General features: G+C 66.3%; 20 protein-coding genes. 18 read left to right on the forward strand and 2 right to left on the reverse strand.

From position 1 onward, the window contains the following. Nucleotides 1-38: 38 nt before the first annotated feature. The 10 genes from NCHOL11_RS17270 to NCHOL11_RS17315 all read left to right on the forward strand — a co-directional run bounded on the left by NCHOL11_RS17270 (nucleotide 39) and on the right by NCHOL11_RS17315 (nucleotide 7456). A complete protein-coding gene (locus NCHOL11_RS17270) occupies nucleotides 39-962 on the forward strand; it encodes an ArdC family protein (protein ID WP_007688077.1) in 924 nt (307 codons plus the stop codon). A 52-nt stretch (nucleotides 963-1014) separates the two neighbouring features. After that, the gene (locus NCHOL11_RS17275; RefSeq protein WP_013849891.1) at nucleotides 1015-1353 is read left to right on the forward strand and encodes an ArsR/SmtB family transcription factor; all 339 of its coding nucleotides are present in this window, start codon (nucleotides 1015-1017) and stop codon (nucleotides 1351-1353) included. 12 nt (nucleotides 1354-1365) lie between these two features. Then, nucleotides 1366-1902 carry an arsenate reductase ArsC gene (locus tag NCHOL11_RS17280; protein ID WP_007688074.1) on the forward strand — a complete coding sequence of 179 codons (537 nt, stop codon included), beginning with the start codon at nucleotides 1366-1368 and terminating at the stop codon, nucleotides 1900-1902. Beyond that, nucleotides 1899-2339, forward strand: a complete 441-nt coding sequence (arsC, locus tag NCHOL11_RS17285) for an arsenate reductase (glutaredoxin) (RefSeq protein WP_007688073.1) — start codon at nucleotides 1899-1901, stop codon at nucleotides 2337-2339. Before NCHOL11_RS17280 ends, arsC begins: the two co-directional genes overlap by 4 nt. Further along, nucleotides 2336-3403: an ACR3 family arsenite efflux transporter gene (arsB, locus tag NCHOL11_RS17290; protein ID WP_007688072.1), complete on the forward strand. Its 1068-nt coding sequence runs from the start codon at nucleotides 2336-2338 to the stop codon at nucleotides 3401-3403. The genes arsC and arsB overlap by 4 nt, the downstream gene beginning before the upstream one ends. Then, nucleotides 3400-3831: an arsenic resistance N-acetyltransferase ArsN2 gene (gene arsN2, locus NCHOL11_RS17295; protein ID WP_007688071.1), complete on the forward strand. Its 432-nt coding sequence runs from the start codon at nucleotides 3400-3402 to the stop codon at nucleotides 3829-3831. Before arsB ends, arsN2 begins: the two co-directional genes overlap by 4 nt. Beyond that, nucleotides 3831-4571 carry an arsenical resistance protein ArsH gene (gene arsH / locus NCHOL11_RS17300; protein WP_007688070.1) on the forward strand — a complete coding sequence of 247 codons (741 nt, stop codon included), beginning with the start codon at nucleotides 3831-3833 and terminating at the stop codon, nucleotides 4569-4571. The genes arsN2 and arsH overlap by 1 nt, the downstream gene beginning before the upstream one ends. 347 nt (nucleotides 4572-4918) lie before the next feature. Beyond that, a complete protein-coding gene (locus tag NCHOL11_RS17305; protein ID WP_007688069.1) occupies nucleotides 4919-5860 on the forward strand; it encodes a DUF2493 domain-containing protein in 942 nt (313 codons plus the stop codon). 112 nt (nucleotides 5861-5972) lie between these two features. After that, entirely contained in the window at nucleotides 5973-6641 is a 669-nt protein-coding gene (locus tag NCHOL11_RS17310) for a hypothetical protein (protein WP_007688068.1), read from the forward strand. Between the two features lie 407 nt (nucleotides 6642-7048). Then, nucleotides 7049-7456, forward strand: a complete 408-nt coding sequence (locus NCHOL11_RS17315; RefSeq protein ID WP_007688067.1) for a single-stranded DNA-binding protein — start codon at nucleotides 7049-7051, stop codon at nucleotides 7454-7456. Nucleotides 7457-7531: 75 nt separating this feature from the next. Here the strand turns inward: NCHOL11_RS17315 and NCHOL11_RS17320 are convergent, their stop codons facing one another. Beyond that, nucleotides 7532-7966 (reverse strand): thermonuclease family protein, encoded by a 435-nt coding sequence (locus NCHOL11_RS17320; RefSeq protein ID WP_007688066.1) that lies wholly within the window; start codon nucleotides 7964-7966, stop codon nucleotides 7532-7534. A 305-nt stretch (nucleotides 7967-8271) separates the two neighbouring features. Here NCHOL11_RS17320 and NCHOL11_RS17325 point away from each other — a divergent pair, with 305 nt between their 5' ends. Both NCHOL11_RS17325 and NCHOL11_RS17330 read left to right on the forward strand, forming a co-directional pair. Next, nucleotides 8272-8436 carry a hypothetical protein gene (locus NCHOL11_RS17325; protein ID WP_007688065.1) on the forward strand — a complete coding sequence of 55 codons (165 nt, stop codon included), beginning with the start codon at nucleotides 8272-8274 and terminating at the stop codon, nucleotides 8434-8436. 107 nt (nucleotides 8437-8543) lie between these two features. Then, complete coding sequence (locus tag NCHOL11_RS17330; RefSeq protein ID WP_031295760.1) at nucleotides 8544-9065, forward strand: hypothetical protein; 522 nt, start codon at nucleotides 8544-8546, stop codon at nucleotides 9063-9065. A gap of 138 nt (nucleotides 9066-9203) precedes the next feature. On the opposite strand, the gene NCHOL11_RS18290 is transcribed toward NCHOL11_RS17330, so the two are convergent. Beyond that, on the reverse strand, nucleotides 9204-9554 hold the full coding sequence (locus tag NCHOL11_RS18290; protein ID WP_066564291.1) for a hypothetical protein: 351 nt from the start codon (nucleotides 9552-9554) through the stop codon (nucleotides 9204-9206). 259 nt (nucleotides 9555-9813) lie between these two features. Between NCHOL11_RS18290 and NCHOL11_RS17340 the strand changes: the two genes are divergently transcribed. The 6 genes from NCHOL11_RS17340 to NCHOL11_RS17360 all read left to right on the forward strand — a co-directional run bounded on the left by NCHOL11_RS17340 (nucleotide 9814) and on the right by NCHOL11_RS17360 (nucleotide 14179). Next, nucleotides 9814-10206: a DUF3768 domain-containing protein gene (locus NCHOL11_RS17340; protein ID WP_007688057.1), complete on the forward strand. Its 393-nt coding sequence runs from the start codon at nucleotides 9814-9816 to the stop codon at nucleotides 10204-10206. 191 nt (nucleotides 10207-10397) lie between these two features. Beyond that, the gene (locus NCHOL11_RS18295) at nucleotides 10398-10574 is read left to right on the forward strand and encodes a hypothetical protein (protein WP_007688055.1); all 177 of its coding nucleotides are present in this window, start codon (nucleotides 10398-10400) and stop codon (nucleotides 10572-10574) included. Between the two features lie 12 nt (nucleotides 10575-10586). Beyond that, a complete protein-coding gene (locus tag NCHOL11_RS17345) occupies nucleotides 10587-11351 on the forward strand; it encodes a ParA family protein (RefSeq protein WP_007688046.1) in 765 nt (254 codons plus the stop codon). Further along, nucleotides 11351-12298 carry a ParB/RepB/Spo0J family partition protein gene (locus NCHOL11_RS17350; RefSeq protein WP_007688045.1) on the forward strand — a complete coding sequence of 316 codons (948 nt, stop codon included), beginning with the start codon at nucleotides 11351-11353 and terminating at the stop codon, nucleotides 12296-12298. Before NCHOL11_RS17345 ends, NCHOL11_RS17350 begins: the two co-directional genes overlap by 1 nt. Nucleotides 12299-12504: 206 nt before the next feature. After that, nucleotides 12505-13065, forward strand: a complete 561-nt coding sequence (locus NCHOL11_RS17355; RefSeq protein WP_007688044.1) for a plasmid mobilization protein — start codon at nucleotides 12505-12507, stop codon at nucleotides 13063-13065. Then, nucleotides 13058-14179 (forward strand): relaxase/mobilization nuclease domain-containing protein, encoded by a 1122-nt coding sequence (locus NCHOL11_RS17360; RefSeq protein ID WP_007688043.1) that lies wholly within the window; start codon nucleotides 13058-13060, stop codon nucleotides 14177-14179. Before NCHOL11_RS17355 ends, NCHOL11_RS17360 begins: the two co-directional genes overlap by 8 nt. The last annotated feature ends 47 nt before the right edge of the window (nucleotides 14180-14226 follow it).

A 14226-nucleotide genomic window follows, 5' to 3' on the forward strand; every position in this document is an offset into this window, starting at 1 on the left:
CGGCGCTGAGACAGCCGCTCTTTCGCGGAGTATCCACCATGACCCAATCATCGGGCCGGCCCTCGCCGGCCGAGACCATCACGCGCGCCATCATCGACCGGCTCGAGGCCGGTGTGCGTCCCTGGGTACGGCCCTGGCGATCATGCGCCGCGCAAGGGCGCCCGCTGCGCGCCAATGGCGAGCCCTATCGCGGCATGAACACCTTTTGGCTATGGCTGGCCGCCGAGCAGTGCGGCTATCGGTCCCGCTACTGGATGACCTATCGGCAAGCACAAAGCCTCGGCGGGCAGGTCCGTGCCGGTGAGCAGTCGCAATTTGCGATCTTCTACAAAGCCTATTCGAAGAAGGTCGATTCCTACGAACGTCCGGGTGAGCTCGTCGATGAGCAGCGCCGGGTCATGCGGTCCTATGCGGTCTTCAATGCCGATCAGATCGATACACTGCCGGGCGATTTCTATCCCGAAGCCCTCTCCCTCGTCCCGCCGGGCGACCGGCTCGGTCCGCGGGCGGAGCGCTTCGTCGATCGGCTGCCCGCGCGGCTGCGATGCGGCGGCGATCGTGCTTATTATGATCTGCGCGCGGACGTCATCACCATGCCGCCGGTCGAGCAATTCGACACGCGCGCCGCCTGGGCAGCCACCATTGCGCATGAGGCCGGCCACTGGACAGGCCATCCAGCCCGGCTTGCCCGATCGTTCGGGAAGCGCTTCGGCGATCAGGCATATGCGTTCGAGGAGTTGGTCGCCGAACTGACAGCAGCGCTGGTTGGCGCCGATGTGGGTCTCCCAACCACCCATCTCGACGACCACGCGGCTTATATCGGATCCTGGCTCGCCATTTTGCGCAAGGATAATCGCGCATTGCTGACGGCGGCTGCGCGAGCCGAGGAAGCCGCCGGGTTTCTGCTGCGGGCAACCGATCTCGCTTGCGAGGATGATCTGGACGAGCAGGCGGCTGCTTGATCTCGCCATGTCGCCGATTGCACTATATCCATATATCCGCTATCGTGGATATATGGATAACGAATCTGTCATCGTCGCGTTGGGCGCGCTTGCCCAAGCCACGCGCCTCGACGCCTTCCGCCTTCTGGTGCGTCACGAACCCGAAGGCCTTCCCGCCGGCGAGGTCGCCAAGGCGCTGGATGTCCCGCAGAACACGATGTCGGTGCATTTGGCGACCCTGGCGCGTGCCGGCCTGGTCACATCCGAGCGGCGCAGCCGGATCATCAACTACCGCGCCGATCTCGATGCGCTACGCTCCGTGATGCTGTTCCTCGTCAAGGACTGCTGTGGTGGCCGGGCCGAGCTCTGCCATCCACTTGCGGATGAACTGCTTGCCTGTCGTGCTGCCTGAAAGGACATCAACATGACGGATCGCCTGTTGAACGTACTGTTTCTTTGCACGGGCAATTCCGCCCGTTCCATCATGGCCGAGGCGATCCTCAGCCGTGAGGGGCTAGGCCGTTTCAAATCGTTCAGCGCCGGCAGCCAGCCCAAGGGCGAGGTCCATCCGTTCACCATTCATCTCTTGGAGAAGCTGAACTACGACGCAAGCCGGTTCCGCTCGAAGAGCTGGGAAGAGTTTTCCGGCCCCGATGCGCCGTCCTTGGATTTCGTGTTCACCGTTTGCGACAATGCCGCCAATGAGCTTTGCCCGGTTTGGCCGGGGCAGCCGCTGACCGCCAATTGGGGGGTGCCCGATCCGGCCGCTATCGAGGACAGCGAAACGGTGCAGCACGCGGCCTTCTTCGATACTTACAGGATGCTGTTCAATCGCATCTCGCTGTTCACCAACCTGCCGTTCGAAGGCCTCGACAAGATGAGTCTACAGAACCGGCTGAACCGGATCGGCAAGGAACAGGGCCGCGCCGACCTCCCAAGCGAAAAGGCACCCAGCGCATGAGCAATGCCGCAATCGATATCGTCATCTATCACAATCCCGAGTGTGGGACGTCGCGCAACACGCTGGCGATGATCCGCAACGCCGGGATCGAGCCGCATGTGATCGAATATCTCAAGACGCCGCCCAACCGCCCGCGCCTGGTTTCGCTCATCGCCCGCATGGGCATCAGCGCACGCCAGTTGCTCCGCGAGAAGGGCACGCCCTTCGCCGAGCTGGGTCTTGCCGATCCGACGCTCAGCGATGACCAGCTCATTGATGCGATGATCGAACATCCGATCCTCATCAACCGGCCAATCGTTGTGTCGCCGCTCGGCGTGAAACTCTGCCGTCCATCGGAAGAGGTGCTCGATCTTCTCCCGTCCGCCCAGCGCGGGGCTTTCACCAAGGAAGATGGCGAGCAGGTCATCGACGCCGCCGGCAAGAGGATCGGGGCGTGAACGCGACCGTTGCGGCACGACCCAAGCCGGCGATCAACAGCTTCGAACGCTATTTGAGCGTCTGGGTGGCGCTCTGCATCGCTGTCGGCATCGCGCTCGGCTATTCGCTGCCGAATCTGTTCGCAGCCATCGCATCGGCTGAGATCGCGCGCGTGAACCTGGTCGTGGCTGTGCTGATCTGGCTGATGATCGTCCCCATGCTGCTCAAGATCGACCTCGGCGCGTTGGGGTCGGTTCGCCAACACTGGAAGGGCGTCGGCGTCACCCTCTTCATCAACTGGGCGGTGAAGCCCTTTTCAATGGCGCTGCTCGGCACGCTGTTCCTGGGATGGCTCTTCCGGCCGCTGCTGCCGCAGGGCGAGATCAACGCCTATATCGCCGGGCTCATCCTGCTCGCCGCCGCCCCCTGCACGGCGATGGTGTTCGTCTGGTCGAACCTGTGCGACGGCGAGCCGACCTATACGCTGAGCCAGGTGGCGCTCAACGACGTGATCATGGTCTTCGCCTTCGCACCGCTGGTCGGACTGCTGCTCGGGGTCGCCTCGATCACAGTGCCCTGGGACACGCTGCTCATCTCGGTCCTGCTCTATATCGTCGTGCCCGTCATCGTCGCGCAGATCATTCGTCGGGCGTTGCTATCGTCAGGCGGGCAGCCGGCGCTCGATCGGCTGCTGGCAACGCTTGGGCCGGTGTCGCTGGTTGCGCTGCTGACGACGCTCGTCCTCCTGTTCGGCTTCCAGGGCCCGGCGATCCTGGCTCATCCGCTGGTCATCGCACTGATTGCCATTCCCATCCTCATCCAGGTCTACTTCAATGCGGGCCTGGCCTATTGGCTCAGCCGGCGCTTCGGCGTGGCCTGGTGCGTCGCCGCTCCGGCCGCGCTGATCGGCGCGTCCAATTTCTTCGAGCTCGCGGTTGCAGCCGCGATCAGCCTGTTCGGCCTCAATTCCGGGGCCGCGCTCGCGACCGTGGTGGGCGTGCTGGTCGAGGTGCCGGTAATGCTGTCTGTCGTCAGCATCGTCAAGAAGACGCGGCCCTGGTACGAGCAACGCGTTCCTGCATGATCGCTACACTGCTGGATTCCAGGTCGCTTTCCGACCTGATGGCGGAGCTGAGCGCGGCGGGTCTGCCTGCCAGTGATCTCGCCGAGGCGGGACGCCGCTTCTTTCGGTTCGAGGATGATGTTGGCCTTGTCGGCTATGGCGGGATCGAAGGCGACGGCTCCGACCGCCTGCTGCGCTCGCTGGTCGTGAAGGCCGATCGGCGCGGATGCGGATTGGGCGGTGCCATTCTCACGGCAGTCGAACGCGCTGCAGCTGATGAGGGCGCGACTAGCCTGTACCTGCTCACCACGACCGCCGAGCCTTTCTTTCGCCGTCACGGCTATGAAACAGCCGAACGGACCGACGTTCCTGCCGTCATCGCGCAATCGGCCGAGTTCCGATCGCTATGCCCGGCGAGCGCCGCCCTTTTGTACAAATGGATTGCCTGATGTCGCGTCTTCGTATCCTTCCCGAACCCGATCACATGCCCGCGCTGGACCGTGCAATGATCCGGCCCGATCTCGCCGCCGGGCTCGGCGCGCTTGAGCCGAAACCTCGCATCCTCCTCCTCTACGGCTCGCTGCGCGAGCGGTCGTTCAGTCGCTTCGCGGTCGAGGAAGCGGCCCGGCTGCTCATCCTCTTCGGCGCCGAAGTGCGGATCTTCGATCCGGCCGATCTCCCGCTCCCCGACCAGATCAAGGACGATGATCACCCGGCGGTGCATGAGCTTCGCGAGCATGCGCTTTGGTCCGAGGGCATGGTCTGGTGCAGTCCCGAACGGCACGGCCAGATCACCGGCATCATGAAAGCGCAGATCGACCATTTGCCGCTCGAATTCGGCGGCATGCGTCCGACCCAGGGCCGGACCCTGGCCGTCATGCAGGTTTCGGGCGGATCGCAGTCGTTCAACGCGGTCAACACGTTGCGGCTGCTCGGGCGGTGGATGCGCATGTTCACCATCCCCAACCAGTCGAGCATTGCTATGGCGTTCAAGGAGTTCGACGAGGACGGCCGTCTCAGTGCCTCAAGCTATTATGACCGGATCGTCGACGTCATGGAGGAGCTGGTGCGCTTCACGGTGCTGACACGTCGCCATGCCGATCAACTCGTGGACCGCTATTCGGAACGCAAGGCGGCAGCCGCCAAGCGCGACGCGGCCCAAGATCTGGCCTCACGGTCGAAGGCCTGACGGCCGGGCTCTTCCGATGCGACGCGCTTTCATGCCGTCCTGTGCGTATCGGGAGATCGGGTTGCGGGTGCCCTTCTTAAGGTCCTCTGCGTCATGAATGCCTGACGCGACAGGGCCTTCGCGCCTTTCGCCAGAGGATGCGGCACATGGGCCATCGCGCTGGCGGCGGCAACCCGAACGCTCCGGCCGTGTTGGCGCGCCGAGGCGCGCCTGCCCGCACCACCCGGACCTTATCGGGTTCCCCTTGGGCGTTGCCCGGCGGTGCCGCCGCCGCTTTTTCGATGGCCCGGAGGGTGCGCATCCGGCGGGAAGGCCGCCGGCCCTGCGACACGGAAAGGCAATCCCTCATGACCAGCTCCCTTTCAGCAGTGCTCCAAGCACTCGAACTCGGCCATCTCGACCTGATGGGCGACCAACGCTCGATGGAAGCGCCGCCGCCGGCCGAAGCGCTCGAACAGACCGTCAGCGCCATCTGGAGCGATCTCTTCGCGCTCTTCCCCTTCACCGCGCTCGAACGCGACATCGAGGATCTGGGCTGGGGCTTCGTCAATCTCTTCCACCGCGCGGCCGCCAAGAAGCATCAGCTGATCGACCGCCTGACCGACGAGATCCGGCTCCTGCTCGCCGAGCAGGACGGATCGGAGATCGCGACCGCTGATCTCGAGGACAAGATCGATCTCGCCCGCAAGGTCGAGCAGTCCGCCCAGGCCTATGAGGGGATGCGCGACACCGCGGCGCGCCACTATCTGCATGAGACCGGCCGCTCCTGGGTGCCCGCGACCGGCAACCGCATCTCGCTCGGCACGACCGCTGCGATCGTCGATGGCCGGGCCTATTTGCAGGCGCGGCGCGAGCGGGTGCGCGATGCCAATATGGTCCATGGCACGCCCGTGGTCTTCGCCGGCGGGCGCCTTCGCTTCGCCAGCGACGACGAGGCCAAGCAGTTTGCCGACAATCTGCTGCGGACCCTCAAGGCCGTGCGCGAACGTGTGGGCGACATGTATCTCGTCCATGGCGGCGACATGAAGGGCATCGAGCGTCTTGCAGCATCCTGGGCCGAGCAGAACGGCATCCAGCAGCTGCGGTTCGGCCTTGATCGCAAGCTTGGCGATCGTGCCGGCTTCCGGCGCAACGAGCAGATGCTCTCGGTCAAGCCGCGCTACGTCATTGCCTTCCAGGGCAACGGCGTCACCGAAAGGCTGGTGGTCGAGGCCAAGGCGCGCGGCATCCATGTCGTCGATCGCCGCGGACCGCTCGGAACGCCGCCGGCGGCTTTATCTCGCGGCTGACCGCCGTGCCGGCCGCTTCGGCGGCCGGCTTTTCTCAATCTCGCGGATTCCGGTGCCGGAGGGGAGGGGGCGGGGCGGATGCGTCCCTTGTTCCCTTCGGAGGTTCCGCATCATGTTCATGCCCGATCGCGCCAGTGCGTGCGCGCTCCTTGCCTTCCGCGCCGCGCATGGCCGCCACTGGAAGGCGAAGCTGCTGTCCTTATGGTCGACAGGCCGCGATGTGGACGAAGCCGATGGCGCTTACTTACGGCATCTTCGCAACCAGGCCGGTCCCTCCTGGCTCCGCCAGCTGACGCCGCGCCGCTGGCGCGCGATCGAAAGATTGGCGGCGCCCGGCGATCCGGTGCTTGCAGCCGTGTTTCTCGATCGAGCGCGCGAATTTCATCGCGGCGCGCAGATTGGCGCGCCTATTGCGCTTGCGCCGGCACTGCACTTGCTCGCGATCTCCTGCGAACTGGGTTTGAAGGCGCATCTTTTGGGTCATGGCTGGACGGACGATGCGCTGGCCCGCGATATCCGTCATGACCTTGTCCGCGCCCTCGACGAGGCGCGGCAGCTAGGCCTGCCGGCGCCCGGTCGTCCGCTGGCCGATTTCATCAAGAGCCTCGGCCCGGCCTATGCCGTGCATCGGATCGACGCGCTGGTGGCAGGTGGCTATGCCTGCGACATCGGCGCCGTGCTTTGCGAGACCGGGCAGCTCCTCGATGCCGTGGCGGCCTGCCTGAGGCCAGCCACGCCAGGCGCCGCCACCTTGCGTACCTCCTCTTCCCCCTCCGCGTGATCGTGCAACGGACGTCGTGTCGAGCCCGCGAGTGGCCATGCGAAGGATCTACAATCCCGTCCTGCGGCTCAAGGGACGGGCAGATAAGGCACGGGCGTAAGGTCCGCGAGATGCCGGACCGGCGTGCTCGGCAAAGCCGGCAATATCGGCGGTTTCGCTGGGTGGGCTCCGGTCATGGCCCAAGCGACGCACCGTCCTTCTCCTCATCTGACCCCTAAGCCGGCCGTCCGGCCCATCCAACCCGCAAGCCATCGGGCCGAGTTGCCGTGTGCCACGGCTGCCCGCACCACCCCTTGTCTCGGGGTTCCCCGGCGCTGCGCTGCCGGTGGATGGGCCGTCCTGTCCGCCTTGGCCGGGGATCAGTCGAAGGGACGGTCCCTTGGACCCACATCGAAGGAACTCAGGCCATGCAGAACCTCGTCATCCTCGCCGGCAATGTCGGTGGCACGCCGGAAACCCGCACCACCCAGGGCGGCACCCGCATTACCCATTTCAGCCTCGCCACCTCGCGCCCGAAGCGCGACAGCAACGGCAAGATCCTGCGCGACGACAACAATCGCCGCCTCGAGGACACCGAATGGCACCGGATCACCTGCTTCAACGGCGTCGGCAAGACGGTCGAGCAATATGTCGACAAGGGTATGAAGGTCATGGTCCGGGGCCGTATCCACTACACCCGCTGGACCGACAGCGAGAATATCGAACGCTACGGCGTCGAGATCATCGCCGACGAGGTGACCTTCCTCACCCGCGCCAAGTCCAACGAGAATAGCGGCGGCGGCAACGAGCCCGAAGACGATGAAATCCCCTTCTGAGCTCGGACAGGGCGGCCCGGCGGCATCGCCGCCGGGCCTCTTATCCTGTTCAGGCGCGGCATGGTCCCAAGCGGATCAGCGGGATCGGCATCGCCCCTTGGCATAGCGCTCCCAGCGCAGCACGGTGCCGGTCGCAATCATCGCGCAGCTGAGATCGCCGATGCCGGGCGCGTTGCACCAGGCGCCGGTCCGGTTGCCCTTGGCTTCGCCGGTCGAGACGCAGCGCATGGTGGGGCCAGCCACGCGAATATGCCCGGTGGATGTCTGGCCGCGCGGTCCGCCAAGCAGGCGCACCAACGCATCGCGGGCGGCCGGGCCACTTGCTCTCGGACAGGGCTGGCCGGGGCGGCAGCTGTTGTCGATCTCGCGCGCGGCAATGCCGGCGAGCCGCACATGGGCGCCCTCGCGGCACCAGATCGGGCCATCGCCATCCCAGACGCGCGTCGGTGTGCAGGCGAAGGTCTGATCATTGGGGACCACGGCGGCGGCAAGCAGGAGCGGGAACAGCATCCGGCGGGGCTAACCGACAAGCGGCGGCCTGTCATCCGGACCCGTTGGATGGAGCGGCAGGCAGGGCAAGGGGTGGGGCGCGACATCGGCGGGGACCTGGCCTCCTGGCCGGCGGGTTCGCCCGCTCTCAATCGGCGCGATCCTTGGTCCACCCGGTGACCTTTTGCGATCAACCCGCAAGGGGTCCGGTCGCTTCGCTACGGCTTTTTGGGCCTCCAGCCAAAAAAGTGATCGCGGCCACCGGCCGGACACATCGGGCGCCTGTCGAGCGGGACGAACCCGCCGGCGCGCAAAGGAGCCTCGACATGTTCACCGACATCGCAATCGCTCGCCGCCACGCCTTCAGCCTCTCGCGCAGCCTCATGATGGTCACCTTCGTCATCGCGATCGGGCAGCATTACGGGGTTATCACCGCCGAAGACGCCGACGGCAGCGTCGCCATCGTCACCGAATTCGATCCCTTTGCCTGACGGCTCGACCGGGAGCCGCTCGGCTCCCGGTTATTCCCCGCGCTTCGCTCGCGGCTTGCGCCGAAGACGAGAACCGATTGTTCAGATGCCGCGACTATGCTGCGATAATGACGATTGAGGCTGCGATAGCGAATGCCGGCGATGATGCCCTGTGGGCGCGCGTCACCCAGGAGGTGAACGCCTGGCGCGGTGCCTGTCTGCAATGCTTCGCCGCGGTGGAGGTGGCCGTTACCGAGACTTTGCTGCATCTGAGCGCTCAGCCGGGACGAGGACAGTCGGTGAAGCTACGGCATTTGGTCGGGCAACGGCTCGATGACCTTGCTGCACTCGTCAATGAGGGCGGCCCCTTTTCCGTGGAGGGAAAGGGTGTCGCGAGCCTGCTGGCGGAATTTCGGCACCAGGAAGGGCTGCGCACGATGCTCGCCCATGGCCAGGCGAAGCTGACAGTCGAACGGACCAGTCGATGGGCCGCCATCTTTCGTGTGATCGCGATCCGGGCACGGCAGGCTGATCGTTCGACGCTCGTGATCGAAGAGAACGAGGCGGCGGAGAGGCTTCAGCAGCTCCGTAAGGTATCGCAGAAATTGTGTTCTGCACTTGGCAATCTGCGACGGGCGGTTGCCGTCTGAAAGTCGGATTTCTCTGCATCTATGCGCTGAGAATGGCGGCTCCGGCGCGGCCGGACCGGGCTCTAGGCTTCGCCCTGAGCCTTGTGCCAAGTCTCAGCCCATTCGGGTGACGATCCCTGCCGTGACTGCTCGCACTTCTCAACCCTGCGCGCAAACTATGGCCCGGCCGGTCGCGCCGCGCGCTGGAGGGCAGTTGGCCAGGCCCGCACGCAGGTGCTCATCGTGCAGCAATATGTGCCAGGGACGGTCATGGCCCCGCGCCGCGAGATAATAGGCCGCGCCGTCGCAGCCGACCATGCGGCATCGGGCCTGCCGGTCGATGAGGCTGGCGCCTGCTCCATGGAGCCCGATCAGGGCATCGACATCCTCGCGCATCAACGCACCGCAGCGGCGGCATTGCGATCGGACGAGGATCTGGCGCAGCCGCATCGCCTGGAGTGACGCGGTCCAGGCCGGGGCAAGGCGGAAGAGAGTGGCGCTGCTCGTCATGATGGGCGGAGGATAGCGCCGGGCTCTCCGCGGAGCCAGAGAATCAGGACACCGCGATCATCTCTTCGCGATCCCGCCCGCCAAGACCTTCCTCCTGTCGGCTTGCCTGGCCGGCGCGCGCGCCCGCGCAAGCCCGCTTTGCGGGCTTCTCCACTGCCGTTGCGACCCTGCCGGTGCGCGGCCGCGCTCTGCCGCCGGCCCTTGGCACGCCTGTCGGAAGGCCCCGGCGGGCGGGGCCGGACAGATCAGGAGCGTTCTCATGTCCCAATCCTCCCCGAATGCGATGAGCCAGGCCGAGCGGATCGCCCGCGTCGCCGAACTCAATGACGCGCTTCGCCGGTCCATCCATAGCCCGGGCCGCAACCAGATCGTGATGACTGCGGGCGTTGCGGCGCTGATCGGCGACGTCGCCCTGTTCCGCGGCTTTCGCCGCCGCGCGGAGATCCTCCGGATCGTGCGCGACTATGACAGCTTCACGCCCGACAACGATCCGATCGACGAGCATGATTTCGGCCGCTTCGAGTTCGAGGATGCGATCCTCTACTGGAAGATCGACTATTACGATCTCGAGCTCGCCTATGGCTCGCCGGATGCCGCGAACCCCGAGGTCACGACGCGCGTGCTCACTATCCTGCTGGCCGACGAATATTGATCCGGCGCAGCCATCCCCCCGACCGGGGGGATGGCCCGCATAGTCTGCTTGAGCAGACTATGCGGGCAACGGACGCCGCATCCGCAAATGCGGGAGGGGAGGGCGCGGGTCCGAGATGTCGCGCGATTGCGCGTGGCCGGCGCCAGTGGCGCCGTTCGCTTGCCCGTTCACTGGCTCCAAGGAGACTTATCATGGCCGCATATTTCGCCGCGCATCCCGATCACGCGTTTCTCTTCGCGTTCGGCTGCTTCGCCCTCACCGTCTATCTGTTCCGCTATGCCGGTCCCGGCATTGGGGGTGGCGGCGACTGGTCCTCGCGCGATCATTATGAGCGCAACCTGCGCGATGGTCCTGACGACTATTGCTGAGGTGCCGCGGTCATGAAGACGATCGTCGTCAGCCTGCTCAAGGGCGGGGTCGGCAAGACCTTCCTCGCCAGTCATCTCGCCTGGTATCTTGCTGAACCGCCTGAGCGCCGCGTCGCCTTCGTCGATCTCGACCCGCAGGGCAGCTCGACGCGGCGCCTGGGCGCCGAGCGGCAAGGCGGATTTTCCGCCGACCTGTTCGATCCTGCCGCTGCCCTGTGCGCCGACGGGCAGGCCGGGCTAACCGTGCTCGGTGCCGATCCCCGTCTCCAGATGGTCAAGGCGGCGCAGGATGTGCGCGACTTCATCGGCCGCTTCCCGGCGCTCCGCCCGCATTTCGACTATTGCGTTATCGATACCGGTCCCAAGTGGGACGAGCTCACCTTGAGCGCGATGGCGGTCGCCGATGCCGTGATCGCGCCGGTGCAGGTTGCCGAGGATTCGGTCGAATGCGCCAAGATGCTGCTGACCGCGCTGCGCAAGGCCGAGGCCGCGCGCGCCGGCCGCAAGATCGCTTTCCTCGGGCTCCTCCCCTCGATGGTCAATCCGTTCGACCGGCGCGAGATGGAGAATGCGGTGAAGCTGGCGCATGCGGTCGGCGAGAAGCTCATGTTCCCGGCCTTCATCAAGGCGCGGCCGACCTACAAGCATGCCGCGGAAAATCATCGTCCGGTATGGCAGGAGACCGGCAGCGGCGCCAAGGCGGCGGCCGAGGAGATCCGCGCGGTGCTCGCCGAGATCGAGGGGCGCATGACAAGCCAGGAGGTCGCGGCCGCCTGATGGGCAAGTTCGACGAGCGCATCGAGGAGTTCGGACTTCTTGTCGGCGACCATGAACGGGCGCGCCGGGTCGAGGATATCGAACTTGCGCGCATCCTGCCCGACCCCGGCAATCCCCGGCGCAGCTTCGACGATGACGCGCTCGCCGAGCTGGCCGCCTCGATCGCGTCGCGCGGCGTGCTGCAGCCGATCACGGTTACGCCGCCCGACGCGAACGGCATGCACCGGATACGTCTGGGCGAGCGCCGCTTCCGCGCATCGCAGCTGGCGGGCCTTGCCACGATCCCCGCGATCGTCGTGCCGGTCGGCGAGGGAGTGCAACTGCTGGCCGACCAGATCGTCGAGAACGACCAGCGCGCCAATCTGTCGTCGGTCGAGCTCGCCCATGCGATCGCCCGGATGCTGAAGGGCGGGATGAACCAGGTCGAGATCGCGGCGGCACTCGGCCGATCCAAGCAGTTCGTCTCGCTCTATGCCGCCTATGGCGACATGCCGGCCTATCTCAAGGCGGCCCTGCCGTTTGCGCCTATTCGCCTTCTCTATGATCTGCACCGGACGGCGAGGGACTACCCTGCCGAGGTCGAGGCCTATGTCGCCAGCTGGGGCGACGCCGGCGCAACGCTCGCCGCAGGATCGCGCTTCATCGCCGAACTCAAGCAGACGCACCCGGCGCCGGTCCCTCCGCGGGCGCCTGTGGCACAGCCATTGGCCCCCACCGACCGCGATCCGGTTCGATCGGGCCTCACGGACAAACCCTCCGCGCCGATCCGATCTCCTAGACTACCGGTCTTGGTCGACGGCTTCCCTGCGTGGCTCCCGCTGGCGCCTTTGGTCACGGTGATTTTCGAGGATGGCCGCGAGCGTGAAGTCGCTGCCTCGTCGATCGGTCCGACCGGCGAGAGAAGCGAGGCCTTGCCAACAACTGACCCGCCTCCTCCGCGTTCGTAGTTTATCTTGCACGATGGTTTGGGCCGTACCCTTCGGGGTGCGGCCCTTTTCGTGTCGATGGGCGGGGGCAGCGCCGAAGGCGCCGCCCCTTGCTGCGGACGATCGGTGTTCGAGAGGGGTTCGCTGGCCGAAGAACAATAGTCTGCCCAAGCAGACTATAAGATGAGTTGAGTAAAGGTAAGGGCCGGATAGGCTTGGCGCCGGGGATGTATGACAATAGCGTTGGGGACATGCCCGTCCTCACCTTTCGGCTCGACGATGATGTCGCCCAGCGTTTCGCCGCGCTCGCGGCGGTATCGGGCGGCCGCTCGGCGCTGCTGCGCCGCTTGATCGGTGACGCCTTGGCCATGGAGGCGGGGGAGGGGCATCAGGCGCCGCGCGCCCGCCAGCGCGCAACCTGCCGGGTCGAGGTTCGGCTGATCCCGGAAGAGATCGCCGCGCTCGACCGCGCGGCGGATGTGCTGGGGATGAAGCGTACCGACTGGATCACCACGTTGCTGGCGCGGCGCTTGCGCGCAAACGCGCCCTTGCCGCGCGAGGAGCGGGCGGCCGTCGCGCAGGCGTGGCGCGAGCTCAATCGGATCGGGATCAACCTCAACCAGGCGACCCGCGCGCTCAACGCCTCGGTGATGGTCGAATCCGGCCTCGACGTCGCGCGGGAAGCGGCCAGGGTCGCAAGCTTTAGGTCCGAGATCGTCGATGCGCTCGCCGGTCTCGGGGCCGCGCTCAAGGGCGATCTTCGCTACTGGGACATGGCCGATGCGTGAGGAGGAGGGGGTTCTCCCGCTTCCCAGCCTGATGGAGGCCTGGCGGCCGCCGGCAGGCGGCAAGCGGACCCTGCGCGGCGCCTATGTTCGGATCAAACCGGGCGGAAGCGGGGGCGGGGCCGCCCGGCCGATGTCGATGGGCCAGGCCGAGGCGCGCGCCAAGCTCGAGCGGATCGTGCGCAAGGCGCCCGAGGTGATGGTGAAGGTCTCCGGCAAGCAATATGGCGCTCATCATGTCGCCGAGCATTTCGGCTATGTGGCGCGCCACGGGAAGCTCGCCGTCCGATCGAGCGAGGGCGAGATTATCACCGAGCCGGATCGGCTCAAGGCGATCGCTCAGGACTGGGCGATGCTCGACGAGGCCATGAACGAACATGGCCGGGAACGGCCGACGTCGATGTCGCTGGTGCTGTCGATGCCCGGGGGATCGACCGACGCCGAGACGCTCCATGATGCGGCGCAGGCATTCGCGCGAATCCTGTTCGAGGGGAACCATGCCTATATGCTGGCGCTCCATACCGACACCGATCATCCCCACGTCCATCTGACGGTGGCGACCGAAGGGGCGGACGGAACCCGCTTCAATCCGCGCAAGGCGGATCTCCATCATATGCGTGAGACCTTCGCGCATGAGCTGCGCGCGCGCGGTGTCGCGGCGGAAGCGACACCCCGGCGGGCGCGCGGTCATGTCCAGAAGCGCGTGCGGTCAGCCGCGCTCCATCTCGATGCCCGGCTTGGGGCCGAGGGGCGCAGGCTCAATCTCGCGCAGCTCAACGAACTGCGGGCGCAAAGCTTCGTGCGTGCGGCCGACCAGGAGCGCCGGCCGGAAGATGTCATGGCGCTGGCGCGCCAGAAGCAGATCCGCGGCGCCTATGCCGAGGCCGCCGTCGCGCTCGCCGCCACCGGAAAACCGGAAGATCGGGCCTTGGGGCAGGAAATCGCCGGCTTTCTGGCGGCGATGCCGCCGGCGGTGTCGCGGCGGCTCGCGCGCGCACGGGAGATACTGCAATCCGAACGGCCGCCGCAGGAGCGCCGAAACGAGCCGGAGGGCGTTTCGCCGCCCACAGGTGCGGACGAGGGGCGGCCACCGCCTCACCGGGATCGGGAACGATGATGGCCGGCGCTCCCGCGGGCGGCTTGCCTACCTTGCCTGTGTGGCCT

The organism is Novosphingobium sp. Chol11 (assembly GCF_900218065.1).
In the GTDB taxonomy this organism is placed as follows: Bacteria; Pseudomonadota; Alphaproteobacteria; order Sphingomonadales; family Sphingomonadaceae; genus Sphingobium; species Sphingobium agri.

Coding starts and splice junctions, on each gene's coding strand:
- NCHOL11_RS17315 (WP_007688067.1), top strand. CDS start 7,049: ATGCAGAACCTCGTCATCCTCGCCGGCAATGTCGGTGGCACGCCGGAA.
- NCHOL11_RS17345 (WP_007688046.1), top strand. CDS start 10,587: ATGAAGACGATCGTCGTCAGCCTGCTCAAGGGCGGGGTCGGCAAGACC.
- NCHOL11_RS17355 (WP_007688044.1), top strand. CDS start 12,505: ATGTATGACAATAGCGTTGGGGACATGCCCGTCCTCACCTTTCGGCTC.
- NCHOL11_RS17350 (WP_007688045.1), top strand. CDS start 11,351: ATGGGCAAGTTCGACGAGCGCATCGAGGAGTTCGGACTTCTTGTCGGC.
- NCHOL11_RS17360 (WP_007688043.1), top strand. CDS start 13,058: ATGCGTGAGGAGGAGGGGGTTCTCCCGCTTCCCAGCCTGATGGAGGCC.
- NCHOL11_RS17340 (WP_007688057.1), top strand. CDS start 9,814: ATGTCCCAATCCTCCCCGAATGCGATGAGCCAGGCCGAGCGGATCGCC.
- NCHOL11_RS17305 (WP_007688069.1), top strand. CDS start 4,919: ATGACCAGCTCCCTTTCAGCAGTGCTCCAAGCACTCGAACTCGGCCAT.
- NCHOL11_RS17270 (WP_007688077.1), top strand. CDS start 39: ATGACCCAATCATCGGGCCGGCCCTCGCCGGCCGAGACCATCACGCGC.
- NCHOL11_RS17330 (WP_031295760.1), top strand. CDS start 8,544: ATGACGATTGAGGCTGCGATAGCGAATGCCGGCGATGATGCCCTGTGG.
- NCHOL11_RS17310 (WP_007688068.1), top strand. CDS start 5,973: ATGTTCATGCCCGATCGCGCCAGTGCGTGCGCGCTCCTTGCCTTCCGC.
- arsH (WP_007688070.1), top strand. CDS start 3,831: ATGTCGCGTCTTCGTATCCTTCCCGAACCCGATCACATGCCCGCGCTG.
- NCHOL11_RS17280 (WP_007688074.1), top strand. CDS start 1,366: ATGACGGATCGCCTGTTGAACGTACTGTTTCTTTGCACGGGCAATTCC.
- NCHOL11_RS18290 (WP_066564291.1), bottom strand. CDS start 9,554: ATGACGAGCAGCGCCACTCTCTTCCGCCTTGCCCCGGCCTGGACCGCG.
- NCHOL11_RS18295 (WP_007688055.1), top strand. CDS start 10,398: ATGGCCGCATATTTCGCCGCGCATCCCGATCACGCGTTTCTCTTCGCG.
- arsC (WP_007688073.1), top strand. CDS start 1,899: ATGAGCAATGCCGCAATCGATATCGTCATCTATCACAATCCCGAGTGT.
- NCHOL11_RS17325 (WP_007688065.1), top strand. CDS start 8,272: ATGTTCACCGACATCGCAATCGCTCGCCGCCACGCCTTCAGCCTCTCG.
- NCHOL11_RS17275 (WP_013849891.1), top strand. CDS start 1,015: ATGGATAACGAATCTGTCATCGTCGCGTTGGGCGCGCTTGCCCAAGCC.
- NCHOL11_RS17320 (WP_007688066.1), bottom strand. CDS start 7,966: ATGCTGTTCCCGCTCCTGCTTGCCGCCGCCGTGGTCCCCAATGATCAG.
- arsN2 (WP_007688071.1), top strand. CDS start 3,400: ATGATCGCTACACTGCTGGATTCCAGGTCGCTTTCCGACCTGATGGCG.